Below are 14,933 nucleotides of genomic sequence, written 5' to 3'. Positions count from 1 at the left end.
TCCTTTCTGCGCTAATATGTGAATACGCCCAGATCCGGTGCGCTTACGCTCTGAGCATACGGCAGGTCATCCTCTACCGTCATAGATGCAGCCAATGCCATGAAAGGGTCTGTCTTTCTTGACTTTGCCTCAATCTTTGCATATACAAAGTTTCCAATATCGGCATCATCTTCCTTTCCCGGTTTCCGGCCGTATCTAACCATCTTTGTGTTATTTGTTGCCCAGCGCAACACTGGGTTATCTCCCCACACGAAATAGTCATTTGCAAAACAGCTGTCTATAACCGGCGCAACTTTCATGATGTCTGACGGTCTTACCAGTTTTAGGTTTTTGTACACTTTTGCATCAAAACCAATGTTCTGCAGATACTTGGCCACCAGAGCATAGCGGAAATCATCTATTGCCATTTTCTTGATCGAATAGTATTCCATCTGCGTTGCAATATAGTCCACGATCAGCTCCGGGTGGATTTCCACATCATCAACCAGTGTGATATGTCCCTGATCCGCCCATTCTTTCCATGGTGCCTTTATTCTTGGCAAGTCTTTTGACTGCAGGCAGAGCCAGGAATGGTTTAGATCATACCTGGTATCCACGTCTCTGAAATGGAGATTGACAGAAATCATATCAGTGACTTTTGAGAAGTCGATGCCACAGGTGCACATTCTTCCCACCAGATCATCTACCGGTATAGGTCTGTTAGTGGCTTTGATTCTTTCATAAGCACACACTTTGATCTCGCTGGAACCGTCTGGGAGGTTCATTCTCTTGGTCATGAATGCCGTGAACTTCTCAGGCCGTTTCAACCAGTCTCTGTATTCTTTCCGGATCTCCTCCATGAGATCCGGTAGGTATCTCAACGATGGGTTTGCCTTTTCCCAGTTCTTCTCATCGTGTACCTCTGCCTTGCTGTCCAGCCGGCAGATAAACGGCAGTAGTCCGTTGTCCGGTTCTCCTCCGAATAGGATTCCCTCTGCTGTCTCCAGCAGATCATCCAGCGGTCCCTCCCTGACATCTCCCTGGGTAGTGTAATATGACCGGCGTGGGTGTTTCTTCTTTCCCAGGCCGGTCGTAAATACATTGATATTCTTATAGTCTTGATACTGATGAATCTCATTGAGCACTACCATTCCGGAGCGGAGACCATCTTTTCCGCCCGGATTGTTTGTATGTCCCTTTATCGTTGACCTTGTGCTCTTGCAGACCACTTTCTCCCTTGTCCACTTAAAAAATCGCTGGAGCTTTTTGAGCCACTTAGGCTGCTCGAATGCTCCAACGATATCCTGTACCGGCCGGAGAGCCTGGTCCTCATTGTTCGCACAGATATCAACGTCATATTCTCTGATTCCGTTGTATTCGGATGCCAGTGCCGTTGATTCCAGCGCTATTGTTCCGTCTTTTCCCGCACCTCGTCCAATCAGGCAGAACAGATCCGGCCACCTTGGCCGTCCATTCTCCCGCCAGTACGTGCAGTCATGCAGTCCAATCACGAACTGCTGCCACGGAAAAACCTCATCATACGGGAAATATCGTGCCAGTCCCAGGTAGTCCGTCAGCTGCTGCTGGTCCACATAGATGTCCTCCGTCTCAAAACACTTTCTGACATGTTTCATCAGTGCCTTGACATCTTTGGACGCCTCCACTTTTCCTGTCTCCACTGCCTCCATGTAGGCTTCTATTCGTGGATCACAGTTTGTCATCATCGTCATCCCTTATGGTTTTCTCCGTGGTCAGACCCAGCTTGTCCAATATCATAAGCATTTGCTTATTTACGGCCACCAGATCTTTGACGGATTGATTTTGTTTTATGATGGTGGCCTTGCCGGATGCAGATTGTGCCTCATAGGATACTCCTCTCTTTTTTATGTCTGTTTTTAGCTTTTTCTTGATATCGTAGAGGGCCATATAGTCATCTATGAGGTCCAAAAAACATGAAATATCAGCCTGTTTTTTCTCAAGCTGAGAAATTAAACTTTCTAATATATCCGATTTTTTTTGCGCCATATTCCCACCCCCTATTTTTTATTTTTTTATCATGTGCGAACTTTCTCGGCGTTGTCGAGGCCACCCACCGGTCTCCGTGGTCGAAATTAAAACGCTAATTTTTTCGACCGGGGGTATACGCTTTTTTCTGTGCTTTCTGTCCAATTTCCAGAGCAAAATCCGGATTCGTTGTGTGATTGCACAGCCCGTCTATTGCATTTATATTATGCATACAGAACTCTTTGTCACATTGCGTATTCTTTTCCGGATCACAGTTGAATACCTTTATCTTTTGTCCTCCGCATTTGATGATCCGTTCCTGCTTCATGTTATCCCTCTTTTATTTTCCCTATCTTCTGAATGATTCCGTCCACAGTGTCATTGACTGTTGCCACATCATCAATCAATCTGTCTAACTGGTCACGTTCCACATCTACCTGCACCGTGATTCTGCTCGTTGGTCTCTCCTGTAGTATTGCGTATCCCATCGGCATCAATGGCCCTCCTGAACAATCCGCACACACTCGACCATCTGAATACTCTCTCGGTATCACATTCAGCATTCCGCACGCCTGGCATTGTGTGACCATATAATCTGCTGTATCGCTTGTCCTTGCCATATCAATCCCACCTTTCCTCTGTCAGAGTTTCTTTCTTCTCTGGTTTCCTGTATCCATGCACTGCCTCATGGCAGTCGTGGCACAGACTGACCAGGTTCCTTTTTCGTACACCATGCCACTCATACCATATCTCCAGAGCCATGTCCGGATGTTTCTTGACATAGTTCACATGATGCACTGTCGTAGCTTTCGTGTATATCTTCTTTGCCTTGCATCTCTGGCACTCTCCATGATCCATCTGCAGAACCTCTCTGCGTACTTTCTTCCACGGTCCCCACACGTAGAATCTGTGAATGTCCTCTCTGATGCACTTTTTCACATAATCAATCTGTTCTTGTGTCATGTCTCCTCCAACGAAAAAAGCTCCGGGTTTTCCGGAGCTTTTGTGAGGGATAACGTCTGAGAATCTTGGTTCTCATCTTTTGGACCTTATCAATATAACATAAAAGTTGTCCTGTGAGTACCGCACTTTCAGATTCGGTGCGCCATGAGGTAATAGAAATATCTTCTGACCTCATAGAAATATGTCCTCTCACACGGTATCCCTTTCTGCTTCATCCAGTGAAACGTTGCTCCCTCCGTTGTCACATATTCCAGCAGATACTCATAGAGGCTCTTATTGTCCCCTACCGCATCCCTGACTGTATCCTCAACTTTATGCATCTTCTCACGCAACTCTACTCTGCGCTCTGCCAGGTTGGCTGTTGCATCACTGCCGTTGTGCGCCCCTGGCATTCCGGTTATCTGAGGACTCTTGACGGTTGATGTCCTGCTGCCCAGCTCCTCTCTCCATTCCGGATATTGCAGACAATATGAGTACGCCGTTCCGAATGCGTGTTTGCTTATCCCATATTTCTTTTTGTTCAGTGGTCGCACGTTTGGCATCTTTATTCCTCCCTACTCGTTACAATCTCCCGCAAAGTCCTCAGTATCCAGAAATTTTATATATCCCGGAGATACCTGTCCCACGGTTCCGTCCATAAATTCCACAATTCCCAATGTGTACGCTATCTGGCCTCCTGGGTGTCCTCCGATCATCGGAGACGCATCTATAACCTGTTTGATTTCATCCCATTTATGAAACAGTGCCTTTCTCTGTACTTTTCTCGTCCTGCCCTTTGGATTCTTTTCAGAGCAAGTGACCAGACACTTTCTGTATCTGTTTTTCTTTGATACCTGATGAAACTCCTTCAGTCTTTTCAGATTCTCCTCATGAACCTGTCCATGATATGATCCTGCCATGTTCTTTCCTCCTTATCCTGCTGACATTGATACTCCGCAAATTCTTCCAGAGCCTTTCCCCACTCCTCTACAGTGTGCTTTTCTCCGATGCTCGTGGAAAAATGTCTTTGCTGCTCTTTCATCAAATTCCTGACCATTTTTGCCCTGTTCTTCTCCAGGTAATTCTCCCATTCCTGTTCCATCTGTTCCATGAGCTTTTTCTGTCTGTAATGTCGGACAGGAGCTGCGATAATGTCATGAATCACTGCTCCTATATCGCACATTCCGTCTTTTATACAATCGAATCCGACTACAATCACAAACACGGCCACTATCACAACGGCCAGTATCGCAATCATTTCCTGTGTCTCTATCAATGTGTTCCTCCTCTCCTGTATGGTTTCGGCAACGGCATCCATGCATTTACCGTCATATCCATCTCGTAATATGGCATATTTCCGATATAGCTATCCCATGGATGAAATGCCTCTTTTCCGTCATCGTAAATGATTCTCTGGCCAACTTCCGTATGGTCGCATTCTTCAAACGATAACAGCACCAATGTTTCCGGCTCTGGTAAATCATCCGCAATGTCTATCCATCCGTGTTTTTCCGGTATATCCCACCTGCATATATCCCAGTATTCACACCAGAGACAGCAATGGCGGCATTTCTTCTTTCTGGCCTCAATCAGCCAGTGTCTCAGTCTTTTTATCATGTCTTTTCTCCTCGCAACGCTCACATTGATTCTCTGATGCACCAAAACATCCGATACAGTCCGGTTCCAGGAACATGAACCCGTCTTTTGTGTCCTTTTTTGGTTCTTCCTGTTTTTCTTCGTCCAGATAGTTCCTGCCGATCAGACTCATGAACTCTGCTCTGCTGTGCGTTCTCTCATATGCTCTCTGTCCGTCTCTGTGCAGTATCCGCATATTCTTGTGATTGTTATGTACTGCCTCCGGCCCCATGATATGATGGTCTAAGCATAAATACACCTTTAAGCCCTCCGCCTCAGAGTTCTGGCGGTTAGGGCCATCATAGATGTGATGTTCATGGACTACCGGATATCTCCGATAGTCCCCTTTTAATTTCATGCAGAGATAGCAGGTGCCGTCCTTGCAGTGTAGGATACTGGCTTTGTGTTTTTTCCTCTTTTTCTTTCGTTGTGGTTTTGGGTACATCATTCTTCTGGTACCTCCGGTGTGATATCTACTCCTTTCAGGTTTTCCAAAACTTTTATGTTTTTGTCATCCGTCCGGAAGTGTGCCCGCAATTTGCACACATTGTTTTTCCAGAGGATTCCTCTGTAAGAATTAAAAAACGGTTTTGTGACCTCGTACTCGCCTCCGTCCTTGTCTACCATTGCATTGTTGATGATTGAAATAAATACGTTATTGATCGGATAGATCTGGCCGGTCAGCTCGTCCTGCAGGAGCCTCTGAGCGGTTCCCTGTGTTCCAATCAGGATCACGTCAGTGATGGTCAGAGTATCCGTTCCGAATCCATCCTCGTTTATTGCCATCGGCATCTCAATCTCAATCTGATTTCCCTCTTTCGTTGCCTTGAACCGTTCTCCCGGTCTTGGCAGCTCTCCGATCAGTGTGATGATGTCTCCCAGTGTTTTTTTTGGAATGAAATCCTTGTTGACACTTACCTCCCAGTATGATCCGGCCAGATACAGCCAATCATTTCCTTGTGCATCTTGCGTCCTGGCTACCACCAGGCCGGTCTTGTATGCCTTTTTCATCAAATTGTTTAATACGCTCGTTGATAAAAACATTGTTATGCCTCCTTTTTCTCCTCAATCGAAAATACAGCCATCAGTAGTGCCAGAATGATGTATGTGAGTTTTCCGTGTATCTCAAATCCCGGAACAAAATGCACTGCTGCCATCAGCTGTATTATTCCGGATGCTAATGCCATGATAATCGTTATCAGCATGGCTATTCCTATTCCCACCCCGTTTCCTGGCAGTGCCGCCAGAATCAAGACTCCCATCATTATCACTGTCAGAACGATTGACGCTATCAGGAGCGTTGCCACTACCAGAACCATTGTCCTTGTATCCTGTATCTTTACATACTCCGGGAACATCCATGCTGCTCCCCAGATGATTGCAATTTTGATTATCATGTTGATTATGTTTCTCATAGCTTCATGCCTCCTATGTTCTCAATCGTTAAAATATAATATTTCTTTCCTGGTTCTGCTCCCCATTCTTCCCGGCCATATCCGGCCGACAGTGAGCACTCTGTCCATATTGTCGGTACATCTTTCCCGTATCCGTTCCGGAATGCCACCAGTTGCACTCTGTTTTTCTGCAGTTCCGGCATTGGAGCGCGGATCAGTTCATCTCCCACCCAGATCATTCCGAATGCATCCATGAGCCTTGTGTCATAATATGGCTTGATATCTCTGTACTCCTCTTTTTTCTCTCCGGAGAGGATCATATCAAACCATTTTCGTTTTATTGGTAATATCAGCATCTTGTCCTCCTAGTTGAATGGAATATTGTCCTCAATGCCGTCCGGAATGTTCATGAATCCATCTCCGGCATCTGCAGGTTGTGGAACCGGTGCATTTCCGTCTCTTTTGCTTTCTGCGAACTCCTGCTCCTCCAGGACTACCTCAGTGGTATAGATCTTTCTGCCCTCTCTGTTGGTGTAGCTCCCTGTCTGGATTCTTCCAGAAATTGCCACCTGCATTCCCTGGCGAAACCATTTCTCTGCAAACTCCGCCGCCTTACCGAACGCCACACACGGAACAAAATCCGCTGTCGGTTCATTATCTCTCTTGAATCTCCTATTGACTGCCAGTGTGTACCTGGCAACCGCTGTGGAATTGTCTCCTGCTGAGTATCGCACCTCTGGATCTCGTGTGAGACGTCCCATCAAAATGACCTTATTCACTCTTTTTTCTCCTTTTCACTACCTGTGTGTTTCTGATCCGGATTGCTCTCTGTGTTCCTGGTTCTGCATCAGTCTCCAGAATGCCCTCATCAATCATGTCAATGAGGTGTCTGTGCACTGTTGTTCCGGATATTCCTACAGCCTCTGCTATCTCTTTGTTACTTGGCGCGTATACGTGTTTTGTTATGTATGCGCCGATAAATCTATAGATTTCTTCCCGGATTGCTTTGTATTCCTTTGCACTTCTCATACTGCTGCCCTCCTACATCCAGACGCCCACCAGAGACGGCACATCTGCCGTCCCTCTTGGAATGAATGTCATGGCCGTGTGCTCTTTGATATCCATTTCTATTTCTTCCAGTGTTTCTTTGACCATGATTGTATCTGTCGCTCTGTCCAGTTCGTAGATTCTGGCCACGTATTTGTCCGGGAAATCGTCCGGATGACCGTATACCGCTACAAATGGGACTTTCAGACCAGAGAAATCTACCTCTCTGATACTCTCCACCCTTTTCTCCTGCACTTCTTTCTCCTTTCTGACAGGGTTCTGGCCACTACCACCGGCGGCTCCTCTGTCTCTATAACTGGTCTGCTGTATTTCTTTCCCATATCTTCAAACACTCTGGCCATGCTCTCCGCAACTCTTTGGAGCGTTTTGAACATCTCTGCAAATGCGTCTCTCAGGCCGTTTCCGATTCTTTCAATATCCTCCGGTGTGAGATTGTATGCTTTCATTGCCTCCATTTCTTCCGGTGTATACTTCGTTACCGCTGTTTTTGGGGGATTGTGACCGTGGATCTTTTTATACTGTTTCTTTGCCTGTCGTTTGTTCATTTTGTTCTCGGAATCTTTTGCAGGCTCTCGCTCGTCCGTTTCTCACTTCCGATGGTCTGAGTATCCTGCATATTCCTTTCTTCCCTCCTCTCGACCCTTTTCTGATCTCTTTATAGTTTTCACATTCTTCACAATGTCGTTTCTTCTCGTCTATATCCTGCCTTGTTAGCCTCGCATACTCATTCATGATTTTCTGCAATGTACAATTCTCACACTCTTTTTCACATCCGTTCTCACATGGCATATCTACATAGTCAACTTCCTCAGTTCCTCCACTCGTTACCGGATTTGTAAACGTGCAATACTCTCTTGGCACATACATATCTCCGTAAACTCTTGTCATCTTTATCATCTTGCGTCCTCCATCGGTTTTCCAAACCGGTCAACCTTTTCACTGAGCCATTTGCACAAATTCCATGTATTTGCCAGATCTGTCACTAGCAACCGGTGGCTCTTGTATTCATCAGCCATATATTCCGCCATTCCCTGCTCTGACAGCCTGTCCATGTACTCTTTTCTGGTACCATATACCGCCTCTATGACTTCTGTTTCTTCTGTCTGCTCTCTCTCGGCCGTTTCCGGTTCAGATTCTGCTGTTTGATTTTCTGCGTCTGAGCTTTCATTTTCTCCGGTTTCATCATCCTCAACCTCCTCTTTTTCTAGTGTTTCCGTGGATTTTTGCGCGGGCGCAATTTCCTCTCTCTGGCTCTGCGCTCCTGTCTGTTCATCGGTCCTCTCTGCAGGTTCTTCACAATCTGCTTGGCCGCTTTCTTCTCCATCGGTGTCATCTTCCTCTTGTCCTGTTCCTGCTTCATCAGCTGCTCCATGATCTTCCATGCCTCCTTTCTCAATCTCCTGGACATCATCAGCGCCAGTTTCTCCAACTGCTCCACCGTCATCCTCTGGCTTAGGAGCTTTTGTTGCATTTTCTTCTCTTCCTGGCTCATTGGCCGTATCCTGTACTGTGCTTTCTTCATCATCCGCTCCTCCAAAATGGTTCTGCCAGGTCTTAGCCCCTGCTGCCGTATCATCGAAAATCTCCCTTGTCAGCTGATAGAACTCCCACCAGGTCATATCCTTTGGCGTATCTCCGAATTTCTTAAATGTGACACGGTTTTCATACATCATCATGAAATACAGTCCTTTTTTGTACGAACGGTTTCCGGCCGGATTTACTATTTCAATGAATCTGTTGATTGTCTGCTCATCAAACTCCTCCCCATATACTGCATTGAGTATGAGTTCATTGTCCTGATAGAACCTTTCGACCAGCTGACTGATATCATCAGCCACGCCTGCTGCCGGTTCGGTTTTGTTAAACCTTTTCAGCTCTCTGATATCCTCTCTGGACGTTTCCGGTTGAATCATCTGTCTGTCAGCGTCTGGCAGTTTCAGCATCTCCTCCAACTGGCTCCTGCCCAGTTCTGCATATTCCGGCCGGAGCTGTTCGGAATATCCGTCAATAGAATACTCCCGGTTGATGCTCATAAACCTGCTTGTGATAGACGGTCCCAGGCCATACTCGGCCTGAGCAAATTCCGCTATGCTTTTGTATCCGTCCTGTTCGTAGAGCTTCTGATCGTCAATCTGTCTCAGAGCGTATCCGATCCGGACAAAACTCTGTTTCACTCCCAGGAGTTCCTGTTTCAATTTCTGTTTCATCTGTACCCAGTCATCCAGGGTCATCTGCACATATTCCATGTTTACCTCCTTACGTTATTGCCGCCGTCTGGATTGTTTCTGTCAGCGTTCCTGTTTTCAGTTTCATCAGCCAGGTGTTCAGCCATAACTGCATATTCTTTTCATCTGGTTTTTTGTCCTTGTCCCCGTACCACTGCAATATCCTTGGATTTTTTGCATCTATCTCAACCGTGATGTACGGAACGTCAGGCTCTTCTTTGAATCTCAGCATCAGTATGTACGTCTTTCCAGTGTTGTGCTTGGCCAGATATGTGTTTCCTCCCACGCAATGATGGAGCAAACGCCCCTCCATGACAATTTCCTCTGCCGATCTGGCCGGTCTGATGATATATTTATCATCTTCGTAGAGATATTTATTTCTGAGTCCTCTGTAAACGTGCCGAATCTCCGGATAACGCTCTGCCACCTCTTTGAGGTGTTTGTCCATTTCTTCTTTGTTGGTTTCCATGACCATTTTGTTATGTTCCGCCTCTAAGTCCTGCGGCTGTTGATATACCGTGTTGTTGAGGTCGTATCCCAGGTTTATTCTCATGCTCAGATAGTCTGCATAGGTTGTGGCCGTGTGTCTGATCCGGGCTGAGGCACTGCTGCACTCTGTCCCATACTCACAACCGGAGTATTTCTCTATGCGATTGAGTAATTTTTGCAAGGTCATGTACTTGGTTGCCATTTCCACCTGTGTTCCGCTCAGATTTGTTTCTGCTAGGTGCTCCACCTGTTCATCCGTCCAGTTCTGTCCCTGGCGTTTCTCCATCTGCATGACTCCCAGTAGGTGTGTGTCTCCTTTCTTTCTGATAAGCTGCTTTACTCTTTCCTTTCGGATTCCCAGGAACTGATCCGGCCGTCTTGCATTCTCATCAGCAACAATGCCGTAGTAGCATTTGACCAGTTTTTCTACCACATCGGTCAGTCCCATTTTTACCAGAACCTCAATCTGTGGCGTCTGACTGTAACGCTCCAGGTAGTCAATCGGATTGACCTCTCTCACGCTCTTTGCGTATTCCTGTAATGCACTGTACTGGAATATTGTCCCTTTCATTTCTTCGTATGTCTCTGACATGATCAGACCGGCACCGATGGGGATATTTGCCATTCCATACAAATTGCAGTCATCCCAGAAATCTTTCCCCATGTACGGATCATGCTTGTGATAGTCTATCTGGACTTTTTTCCCTGGCTCAAAATATGCTCTCGCAATCTCCACTCCGGAGAGTTCTTCACTTGCGTTGTACATCTCCGGACCTTTATCCCCACAAATGAATCCTAGTGTCCACTTTTTCCCAACTTCCACATAACGCATGACCATTCCGTTTTCTTTGTACTTCTGACCCAGGAATAGATGGATATATTTGTCACAAGTGCCTTTCACTTTTCCCTGGCACTTGTACTCTCCACGCGCTCCGCACATTGGGCAGGTGCCATAGTGCCCCTCTCTCGGTTCTTCCGTCCATCTCTGGAACTGGCTTTCGTAGGAAATTCCGCTTTTCCATCTCGCATCTGTAACTCCTCCGCACTTGCTGCAGGCTATATGTGCCCAGCAACCATGCTTTTTGTAATACAGATAATGCTGATTGTGAAAATACAATCTGTCAGCTCTGTCCAGGATCTCTTTCTCCGGCAGTTCTTTGGTGTGCGCCATTCTATCTGCCAGTGCCTCCTGGCGGCGCATATACGCCTTGTGTTCTCTGTTCCGTCTTGCCGTTGTTACAATGTCATCCTGCAGGTTGTATATGTATTCCCACCATCTGTTCTCATTCCATACATTTCCCTTACAGAATTTTTTTAACCTTTCCAGATCTTCCGCGCTCTGCAGGAGACTCTCTTTTTCTATTTGCTGCCATCCGGATGCATCTCCATTCTGCTGCCAGATGAGTCTGCCCCATCCTCCCTCTGCTTCTATCTTTTCTCTGGTCCATGTGTCTTTTTCTGGATAATATGTTCCGAAATCTTTCTTTGTGGTCACGATCCGCACTACTGGAGTGTCTTTCAATTTCTTTTTGTTCCTGTATACCTCCAGGAAAAGATGCTTTTCGTGTCCAACAATCTTGACCGCCGTGACACCAATGTATTTGACATCTTTCTTTCTGCTGGTTTTCTTTAACCCGAAATACGGTATTTTTTCAATCGCTTTCTTTTTCATCCGTCCCACCTACTTTCCCATGTAGTAGTCCGTGATGATCTGCTTTGCTCTGGCCATGCCCGGGATCCCCAGCGTGACCTTTCCTGCAGATACGCCTGCTGCCTTGATGATATCCTTGTCCACGGTCTGCTGATTCTTGAACGACCACATCAAAAGCGCTGCTATGCAGCCTTTCAGTGACTTTCCTTTCTTCCGGACATTGAATGCCAGCAACTCATTTTCCATGCACTGGCCTCTCAGGTACTCCACCCAGTCCTCCATGATTTCTTTCGGTTTCAGTTCTGCCACCTCAACATCAATCTTTCCCAGTGCCGCTGTCAGCTGATCGCACAGTACCGGAATTTCTCCCTGCAGATACATATCCACGAAATCACTCTGGATTCCGTTCTCCTTTGCCATGGCTCTCAGTGACTCTGTGTCTCCCTCATTGAACAGATTCTCCGCAAGCTCATTGATTTCTCCAAAAGAATTGAGTTCTCCAAACTTCTCAAACATTGCTATTCCTCCTCTTTGTCTTTAAATTTCATGCCCAGCTTTTTCCCATCTTCCAGGATTCTCTGCATCTCCGCCTCACACTCTCCAGGACGCTGCACCGGCGCAAACGTCATTTTGGTGCCGTTCTTTGTCGGTTTTCCCATTTTCTGTAGCACTGCGCCTTTTGTCTGGAGTTCGTCCAGTCTGATGCAGATGGCTGCGATCTGGTATATTCTCTCTTTCTCATCGAACAGCTTTTTAGTCATTCTTGGAAACATCAGCTGATATTTCATGATTGTGATCTTGTGTTCCATCATCATCCCTCTTTCGCTTTTCTATTTCTCCCTGCAGCCAGCCGGTGTATTCATGCTTTCCCGGCTCTGTCAGTATGAGATGCCTGTTTGACAGTCTCCATATCTCCATCCACTCCTGCTGATTGGCCACTGGTTTCCGCTTACTGGTCAGAAACTCATTCCCAGCCCATACGGCCAGGTTGCGCTCCAGCATATTGAGAACGAAATCATCCTCTGTGCAGATGCAGACCTCACAGGACTGGTTAAACCTGTCCAGGGCTTTTGCCAGTGCTGTCAGTACGGTCTGATGATATGTCCCTGTTATCTTTCCAAAACCCTCACGGGTTACTGCCTGGCCGGAGACCATCACCTCCAGCACATATCCATAATGTTTTTCTGTGGCTTTCGGAGAGGAACTGTCTGTCTCTATGTAGATTTTTACCTGCTGCATTTTATTCCCGCCTCCTTTTCAACCGGATCATGGTATATCTCCGGTACTTGTATCCTGTTACCGGATTGATACCCTCATGGATCTTGGCAATGTAATATCCTTTTTTGGGTTTTGGTTCTTCTTTCCATCTTCGGAGCTTGTCAACCTTTGGCTCCGGCAATGGCATATTGCGACTTGTGTTATAATTTGCCTCGCTGAGTCTCGGTTTTCCCGGTTTCCCGTCTTTCTTCTCCTCAGTGGTATGCTCATCCTTGGTCATGTAGTTGGCTAGCTTTGTGAAATCCTCGTCATAGTATTTGCTATTCTTGATTTCAATGGACCAGGTTCCTCCCTTTGTCCATGCCTTTGTGATGATACTGGCTGTGTCTCCAATCTCATTGATGACCAGATGAATGTGCCAGGCTCCCTTTGTGCCTCTCTCTATGTTTCTTATCCAGAAAACCTCATATCCTCGCTTTTTGAACTCACGTCTCACGTATCTCATGGCTTTCTGAAAATCTTTCAATGCCGCCTGCATATCTGGTGGCCTGTTTCTCACTTCATAGGTCCATGTCGCAAAGATGTCTCCCTCACGGAAATACTCCAGCATTCTCTGTCTGCACCTCTTGGCTTTGTTCTGAGCATTGACCGCCCTCATCTGTTCCTCTGTCGGTTTGGCTCTCTTTGCCCTCCCTGTTCCAGGACCTCCATACCTACCATCATGGAACTCCTCTACATCAATGACATCTCCCTGTCTGAACCTGTATCTCTTTCTCTTAACCATAGTCTCTGTGTCCTATCTTTAATATCTTTATCAAGTCCGAACGGGGTCAGCTCATGCCCCGTTTTTCTTGACTTTTTCGGCCCACAATGGTACTATGATTCTAGGTTATTCACGTTTATTGTGAACCGGCTGGCGTCTCCGAAACGTCAGCTTTTTTATTGCTCAAATTACTGCCTCCACGGTTACTCCGAACTCTTTCGCTACCTGTTCGGCATATTCCCGGCATTCTTCCAGACTTCCGGATCTGCAGATCATATATCCAACCTCTCCGGATGGAAATGTCACAGGTCCGCTCCATCTGATAATCTTCACAGGATTCTCTCCCATTACATGTCTACTCATTGATTTATCCTTTCGGCGGCGCTCTTATCATGTTGACCGCTCTCCTTTGTTCGGCTCTTGTATACCGTGTTTGCCTTTTCACATTAAAAAGGACGAAAACCTGTTGAACATCCACACTCTCTCTGGTTTGGAGTGACCACCGCCATTTTTTCACGGTACCTATGCGCCAGCTGTTGGCTTGCTGTGCATATTCGCGGATGCCTTTCCGCGGATTGCGCTCTGCCGGAATCGGACCGGCCTATGGACTGCCCATGCAGAGAGCGCTCTTTCTTTTCCTCATTATTTCCGTTTTGCCATTACCAGTGCGATCACTACCACTGTTAGTGCACCCAGAAAAGCTCCTGCTGCCATTCCACTCAGGAAAATCCCTACTCCTCCCATGGCTCATCCTCCTCATCTTCGTCATCATATAAATCCATCTCATCGAAAGCTCCGTTTGCGGCCATGAACATTATCAGCCACCCCCCGCCGATCACAACCATGCAGATCTGCACCGGATACCAGTCCGGTCCCCATTCTGGCATCTCTGTGATCCCGACTCCGCACAATACCAAGTATGCCGCCATGATTGCCATGGCCGTCAAAATCCATCCTCGGATTTTTCCCGCGATTCTCCGCATCTTTCGTCTCTGTTTTCTGTTCATCTTTTCTCCTTTTTGCGCCCGCGCAATTAGATTTCTCTCTGTGCTTTTTCTGCACTATACGTTTCTTTAGTGGCTCCGCATCGTGTAAATTCTTTATAGATCGTATCTCTATGAACGCCGATCTCATTGGCTATATCAGCCACTTTTTTTCCAGCCTTGCTCATTCTCTCAATAATTACTCTGTCCTCATACCGGAGTCTCTTTGTTTTTTTTCTTGCCACTATGTTCACATCCTTTCCGAAAATAAAATAAGCGTGCAAGAGCTTGTTTTTCACTCTTGCACGCTTTCTTTTTCTCGCCGTAAATAAAAAAGAAATCCGGCAAGAGATTTTTCTATCTCTTGTCGAATTTCATTCTACAATTTATCCATATTTCTCGCTTTCTTCTAAATATTTTTCATTTTTTTCGTTATTCACATTTGTGGAAAACTCATTTTTTACATAGTTCTGCTACTTCAAGTGAATACTCGCCCCTATATCTTGTGTTTTAGAACCAGTTATCCACGATTTTTCACAAAGTTATCCACATGGGGTGAATAACTTTGTGAATTTCTGTGAA

At 46.2% G+C, this 14,933-nt stretch carries 27 protein-coding genes; all 27 read right to left on the bottom strand.

All coding sequences use genetic code 11. The annotated features are described in order from the left end of the window. Nucleotides 1-11 precede the first annotated feature (11 nt). The 27 genes from D8Q48_RS11350 to D8Q48_RS11225 all read right to left on the bottom strand — a co-directional run bounded on the left by D8Q48_RS11350 (nt 12) and on the right by D8Q48_RS11225 (nt 14,596). Nucleotides 12-1,709: a terminase TerL endonuclease subunit gene (locus tag D8Q48_RS11350; RefSeq protein ID WP_243116286.1), complete on the bottom strand. Its 1,698-nt coding sequence runs from the start codon at nt 1,707-1,709 to the stop codon at nt 12-14. Then, complete coding sequence (locus tag D8Q48_RS11345; protein WP_059085968.1) at nt 1,687-2,004, bottom strand: P27 family phage terminase small subunit; 318 nt, start codon at nt 2,002-2,004, stop codon at nt 1,687-1,689. The genes D8Q48_RS11350 and D8Q48_RS11345 overlap by 23 nt, the downstream gene beginning before the upstream one ends. Nucleotides 2,005-2,098: 94 nt before the next feature. Beyond that, nucleotides 2,099-2,311 (bottom strand): hypothetical protein, encoded by a 213-nt coding sequence (locus D8Q48_RS11340; RefSeq protein WP_121056529.1) that lies wholly within the window; start codon nt 2,309-2,311, stop codon nt 2,099-2,101. Nucleotide 2,312: 1 nt separating this feature from the next. After that, entirely contained in the window at nt 2,313-2,603 is a 291-nt protein-coding gene (locus tag D8Q48_RS11335; protein ID WP_121056527.1) for a hypothetical protein, read from the bottom strand. Nucleotide 2,604: 1 nt separating this feature from the next. Next, nucleotides 2,605-2,946, bottom strand: coding sequence for an HNH endonuclease (locus D8Q48_RS11330; protein WP_117684566.1), 342 nt, complete (start codon nt 2,944-2,946; stop codon nt 2,605-2,607). Nucleotides 2,947-3,074: 128 nt separating this feature from the next. Further along, nucleotides 3,075-3,488: a hypothetical protein gene (locus tag D8Q48_RS11325; RefSeq protein ID WP_121056525.1), complete on the bottom strand. Its 414-nt coding sequence runs from the start codon at nt 3,486-3,488 to the stop codon at nt 3,075-3,077. A 12-nt stretch (nt 3,489-3,500) separates the two neighbouring features. Continuing rightward, the gene (locus D8Q48_RS11320) at nt 3,501-3,845 is read right to left on the bottom strand and encodes a hypothetical protein (protein ID WP_121056523.1); all 345 of its coding nucleotides are present in this window, start codon (nt 3,843-3,845) and stop codon (nt 3,501-3,503) included. Beyond that, nucleotides 3,803-4,201: a hypothetical protein gene (locus tag D8Q48_RS11315; protein WP_121056521.1), complete on the bottom strand. Its 399-nt coding sequence runs from the start codon at nt 4,199-4,201 to the stop codon at nt 3,803-3,805. Before D8Q48_RS11315 ends, D8Q48_RS11320 begins: the two co-directional genes overlap by 43 nt. Further along, nucleotides 4,198-4,542 carry a DUF551 domain-containing protein gene (locus D8Q48_RS11310; RefSeq protein WP_118064095.1) on the bottom strand — a complete coding sequence of 115 codons (345 nt, stop codon included), beginning with the start codon at nt 4,540-4,542 and terminating at the stop codon, nt 4,198-4,200. The genes D8Q48_RS11315 and D8Q48_RS11310 overlap by 4 nt, the downstream gene beginning before the upstream one ends. Beyond that, a complete protein-coding gene (locus tag D8Q48_RS11305; protein ID WP_173692384.1) occupies nt 4,511-5,008 on the bottom strand; it encodes a hypothetical protein in 498 nt (165 codons plus the stop codon). Before D8Q48_RS11305 ends, D8Q48_RS11310 begins: the two co-directional genes overlap by 32 nt. Next, complete coding sequence (locus tag D8Q48_RS11300) at nt 5,005-5,604, bottom strand: hypothetical protein (RefSeq protein ID WP_121056519.1); 600 nt, start codon at nt 5,602-5,604, stop codon at nt 5,005-5,007. Before D8Q48_RS11300 ends, D8Q48_RS11305 begins: the two co-directional genes overlap by 4 nt. A gap of 2 nt (nt 5,605-5,606) precedes the next feature. After that, nucleotides 5,607-5,975, bottom strand: a complete 369-nt coding sequence (locus D8Q48_RS11295; protein WP_117684571.1) for a hypothetical protein — start codon at nt 5,973-5,975, stop codon at nt 5,607-5,609. Beyond that, entirely contained in the window at nt 5,972-6,310 is a 339-nt protein-coding gene (locus D8Q48_RS11290; protein ID WP_117684572.1) for an ASCH domain-containing protein, read from the bottom strand. Before D8Q48_RS11290 ends, D8Q48_RS11295 begins: the two co-directional genes overlap by 4 nt. A 9-nt stretch (nt 6,311-6,319) precedes the next feature. After that, nucleotides 6,320-6,733, bottom strand: a complete 414-nt coding sequence (locus D8Q48_RS11285; RefSeq protein WP_117941928.1) for a single-stranded DNA-binding protein — start codon at nt 6,731-6,733, stop codon at nt 6,320-6,322. After that, nucleotides 6,726-6,983: a winged helix-turn-helix transcriptional regulator gene (locus tag D8Q48_RS11280; RefSeq protein ID WP_117684575.1), complete on the bottom strand. Its 258-nt coding sequence runs from the start codon at nt 6,981-6,983 to the stop codon at nt 6,726-6,728. The genes D8Q48_RS11285 and D8Q48_RS11280 overlap by 8 nt, the downstream gene beginning before the upstream one ends. 12 nt (nt 6,984-6,995) lie before the next feature. Beyond that, nucleotides 6,996-7,241, bottom strand: a complete 246-nt coding sequence (locus tag D8Q48_RS11275) for a hypothetical protein (RefSeq protein WP_118064101.1) — start codon at nt 7,239-7,241, stop codon at nt 6,996-6,998. Continuing rightward, nucleotides 7,220-7,567: a hypothetical protein gene (locus D8Q48_RS11270; protein ID WP_121056517.1), complete on the bottom strand. Its 348-nt coding sequence runs from the start codon at nt 7,565-7,567 to the stop codon at nt 7,220-7,222. Before D8Q48_RS11270 ends, D8Q48_RS11275 begins: the two co-directional genes overlap by 22 nt. Beyond that, entirely contained in the window at nt 7,536-7,919 is a 384-nt protein-coding gene (locus D8Q48_RS11265; RefSeq protein WP_121056515.1) for a hypothetical protein, read from the bottom strand. The genes D8Q48_RS11270 and D8Q48_RS11265 overlap by 32 nt, the downstream gene beginning before the upstream one ends. Beyond that, nucleotides 7,916-9,268, bottom strand: coding sequence for a hypothetical protein (locus D8Q48_RS11260; protein ID WP_121056513.1), 1,353 nt, complete (start codon nt 9,266-9,268; stop codon nt 7,916-7,918). Before D8Q48_RS11260 ends, D8Q48_RS11265 begins: the two co-directional genes overlap by 4 nt. Before the next feature lie 10 nt (nt 9,269-9,278). Further along, nucleotides 9,279-11,408 carry a PcfJ domain-containing protein gene (locus D8Q48_RS11255; protein WP_121056511.1) on the bottom strand — a complete coding sequence of 710 codons (2,130 nt, stop codon included), beginning with the start codon at nt 11,406-11,408 and terminating at the stop codon, nt 9,279-9,281. A gap of 9 nt (nt 11,409-11,417) precedes the next feature. Next, a complete protein-coding gene (locus D8Q48_RS11250) occupies nt 11,418-11,903 on the bottom strand; it encodes a hypothetical protein (protein WP_117941922.1) in 486 nt (161 codons plus the stop codon). 2 nt (nt 11,904-11,905) lie between these two features. Then, on the bottom strand, nt 11,906-12,196 hold the full coding sequence (locus D8Q48_RS11245) for a hypothetical protein (RefSeq protein ID WP_130647835.1): 291 nt from the start codon (nt 12,194-12,196) through the stop codon (nt 11,906-11,908). Beyond that, nucleotides 12,141-12,626 carry an RNase H family protein gene (locus tag D8Q48_RS11240; protein ID WP_117941920.1) on the bottom strand — a complete coding sequence of 162 codons (486 nt, stop codon included), beginning with the start codon at nt 12,624-12,626 and terminating at the stop codon, nt 12,141-12,143. The genes D8Q48_RS11245 and D8Q48_RS11240 overlap by 56 nt, the downstream gene beginning before the upstream one ends. A 1-nt stretch (nt 12,627) precedes the next feature. Further along, complete coding sequence (locus D8Q48_RS11235) at nt 12,628-13,389, bottom strand: hypothetical protein (RefSeq protein ID WP_121056507.1); 762 nt, start codon at nt 13,387-13,389, stop codon at nt 12,628-12,630. Between the two features lie 162 nt (nt 13,390-13,551). Then, entirely contained in the window at nt 13,552-13,731 is a 180-nt protein-coding gene (locus tag D8Q48_RS17040) for a hypothetical protein (RefSeq protein WP_130647834.1), read from the bottom strand. A 368-nt stretch (nt 13,732-14,099) separates the two neighbouring features. Beyond that, nucleotides 14,100-14,375: a hypothetical protein gene (locus D8Q48_RS11230; RefSeq protein WP_121056505.1), complete on the bottom strand. Its 276-nt coding sequence runs from the start codon at nt 14,373-14,375 to the stop codon at nt 14,100-14,102. 26 nt (nt 14,376-14,401) lie between these two features. Continuing rightward, on the bottom strand, nt 14,402-14,596 hold the full coding sequence (locus D8Q48_RS11225; protein WP_117684733.1) for a helix-turn-helix domain-containing protein: 195 nt from the start codon (nt 14,594-14,596) through the stop codon (nt 14,402-14,404). Nucleotides 14,597-14,933 lie beyond the last annotated feature (337 nt).

The organism is Ruminococcus sp. B05, assembly GCF_003628495.1.
Lineage (GTDB): Bacteria > Bacillota > Clostridia > Lachnospirales > Lachnospiraceae > Schaedlerella > Schaedlerella hominis.
The sequence above is the reverse complement of the archived record's forward strand: the minus strand, read 5'-3'. Positions and strand labels throughout refer to the sequence as shown.

Coding starts and splice junctions, on each gene's coding strand:
- D8Q48_RS11340 (WP_121056529.1), bottom strand. CDS start 2,311: ATGAAGCAGGAACGGATCATCAAATGCGGAGGACAAAAGATAAAGGTA.
- D8Q48_RS11270 (WP_121056517.1), bottom strand. CDS start 7,567: ATGAACAAACGACAGGCAAAGAAACAGTATAAAAAGATCCACGGTCAC.
- D8Q48_RS11250 (WP_117941922.1), bottom strand. CDS start 11,903: ATGTTTGAGAAGTTTGGAGAACTCAATTCTTTTGGAGAAATCAATGAG.
- D8Q48_RS11335 (WP_121056527.1), bottom strand. CDS start 2,603: ATGGCAAGGACAAGCGATACAGCAGATTATATGGTCACACAATGCCAG.
- D8Q48_RS11310 (WP_118064095.1), bottom strand. CDS start 4,542: ATGATAAAAAGACTGAGACACTGGCTGATTGAGGCCAGAAAGAAGAAA.
- D8Q48_RS11350 (WP_243116286.1), bottom strand. CDS start 1,709: ATGACGATGATGACAAACTGTGATCCACGAATAGAAGCCTACATGGAG.
- D8Q48_RS11280 (WP_117684575.1), bottom strand. CDS start 6,983: ATGAGAAGTGCAAAGGAATACAAAGCAATCCGGGAAGAAATCTATAGA.
- D8Q48_RS11290 (WP_117684572.1), bottom strand. CDS start 6,310: ATGCTGATATTACCAATAAAACGAAAATGGTTTGATATGATCCTCTCC.
- D8Q48_RS11345 (WP_059085968.1), bottom strand. CDS start 2,004: ATGGCGCAAAAAAAATCGGATATATTAGAAAGTTTAATTTCTCAGCTT.
- D8Q48_RS11260 (WP_121056513.1), bottom strand. CDS start 9,268: ATGGAATATGTGCAGATGACCCTGGATGACTGGGTACAGATGAAACAG.
- D8Q48_RS11305 (WP_173692384.1), bottom strand. CDS start 5,008: ATGATGTACCCAAAACCACAACGAAAGAAAAAGAGGAAAAAACACAAA.
- D8Q48_RS11320 (WP_121056523.1), bottom strand. CDS start 3,845: ATGGCAGGATCATATCATGGACAGGTTCATGAGGAGAATCTGAAAAGA.
- D8Q48_RS11230 (WP_121056505.1), bottom strand. CDS start 14,375: ATGAACAGAAAACAGAGACGAAAGATGCGGAGAATCGCGGGAAAAATC.
- D8Q48_RS11300 (WP_121056519.1), bottom strand. CDS start 5,604: ATGTTTTTATCAACGAGCGTATTAAACAATTTGATGAAAAAGGCATAC.
- D8Q48_RS11325 (WP_121056525.1), bottom strand. CDS start 3,488: ATGCCAAACGTGCGACCACTGAACAAAAAGAAATATGGGATAAGCAAA.
- D8Q48_RS11295 (WP_117684571.1), bottom strand. CDS start 5,975: ATGAGAAACATAATCAACATGATAATCAAAATTGCAATCATCTGGGGA.
- D8Q48_RS17040 (WP_130647834.1), bottom strand. CDS start 13,731: ATGAGTAGACATGTAATGGGAGAGAATCCTGTGAAGATTATCAGATGG.
- D8Q48_RS11245 (WP_130647835.1), bottom strand. CDS start 12,196: ATGGAACACAAGATCACAATCATGAAATATCAGCTGATGTTTCCAAGA.
- D8Q48_RS11330 (WP_117684566.1), bottom strand. CDS start 2,946: ATGACACAAGAACAGATTGATTATGTGAAAAAGTGCATCAGAGAGGAC.
- D8Q48_RS11240 (WP_117941920.1), bottom strand. CDS start 12,626: ATGCAGCAGGTAAAAATCTACATAGAGACAGACAGTTCCTCTCCGAAA.
- D8Q48_RS11265 (WP_121056515.1), bottom strand. CDS start 7,919: ATGATAAAGATGACAAGAGTTTACGGAGATATGTATGTGCCAAGAGAG.
- D8Q48_RS11235 (WP_121056507.1), bottom strand. CDS start 13,389: ATGGTTAAGAGAAAGAGATACAGGTTCAGACAGGGAGATGTCATTGAT.
- D8Q48_RS11255 (WP_121056511.1), bottom strand. CDS start 11,408: ATGAAAAAGAAAGCGATTGAAAAAATACCGTATTTCGGGTTAAAGAAA.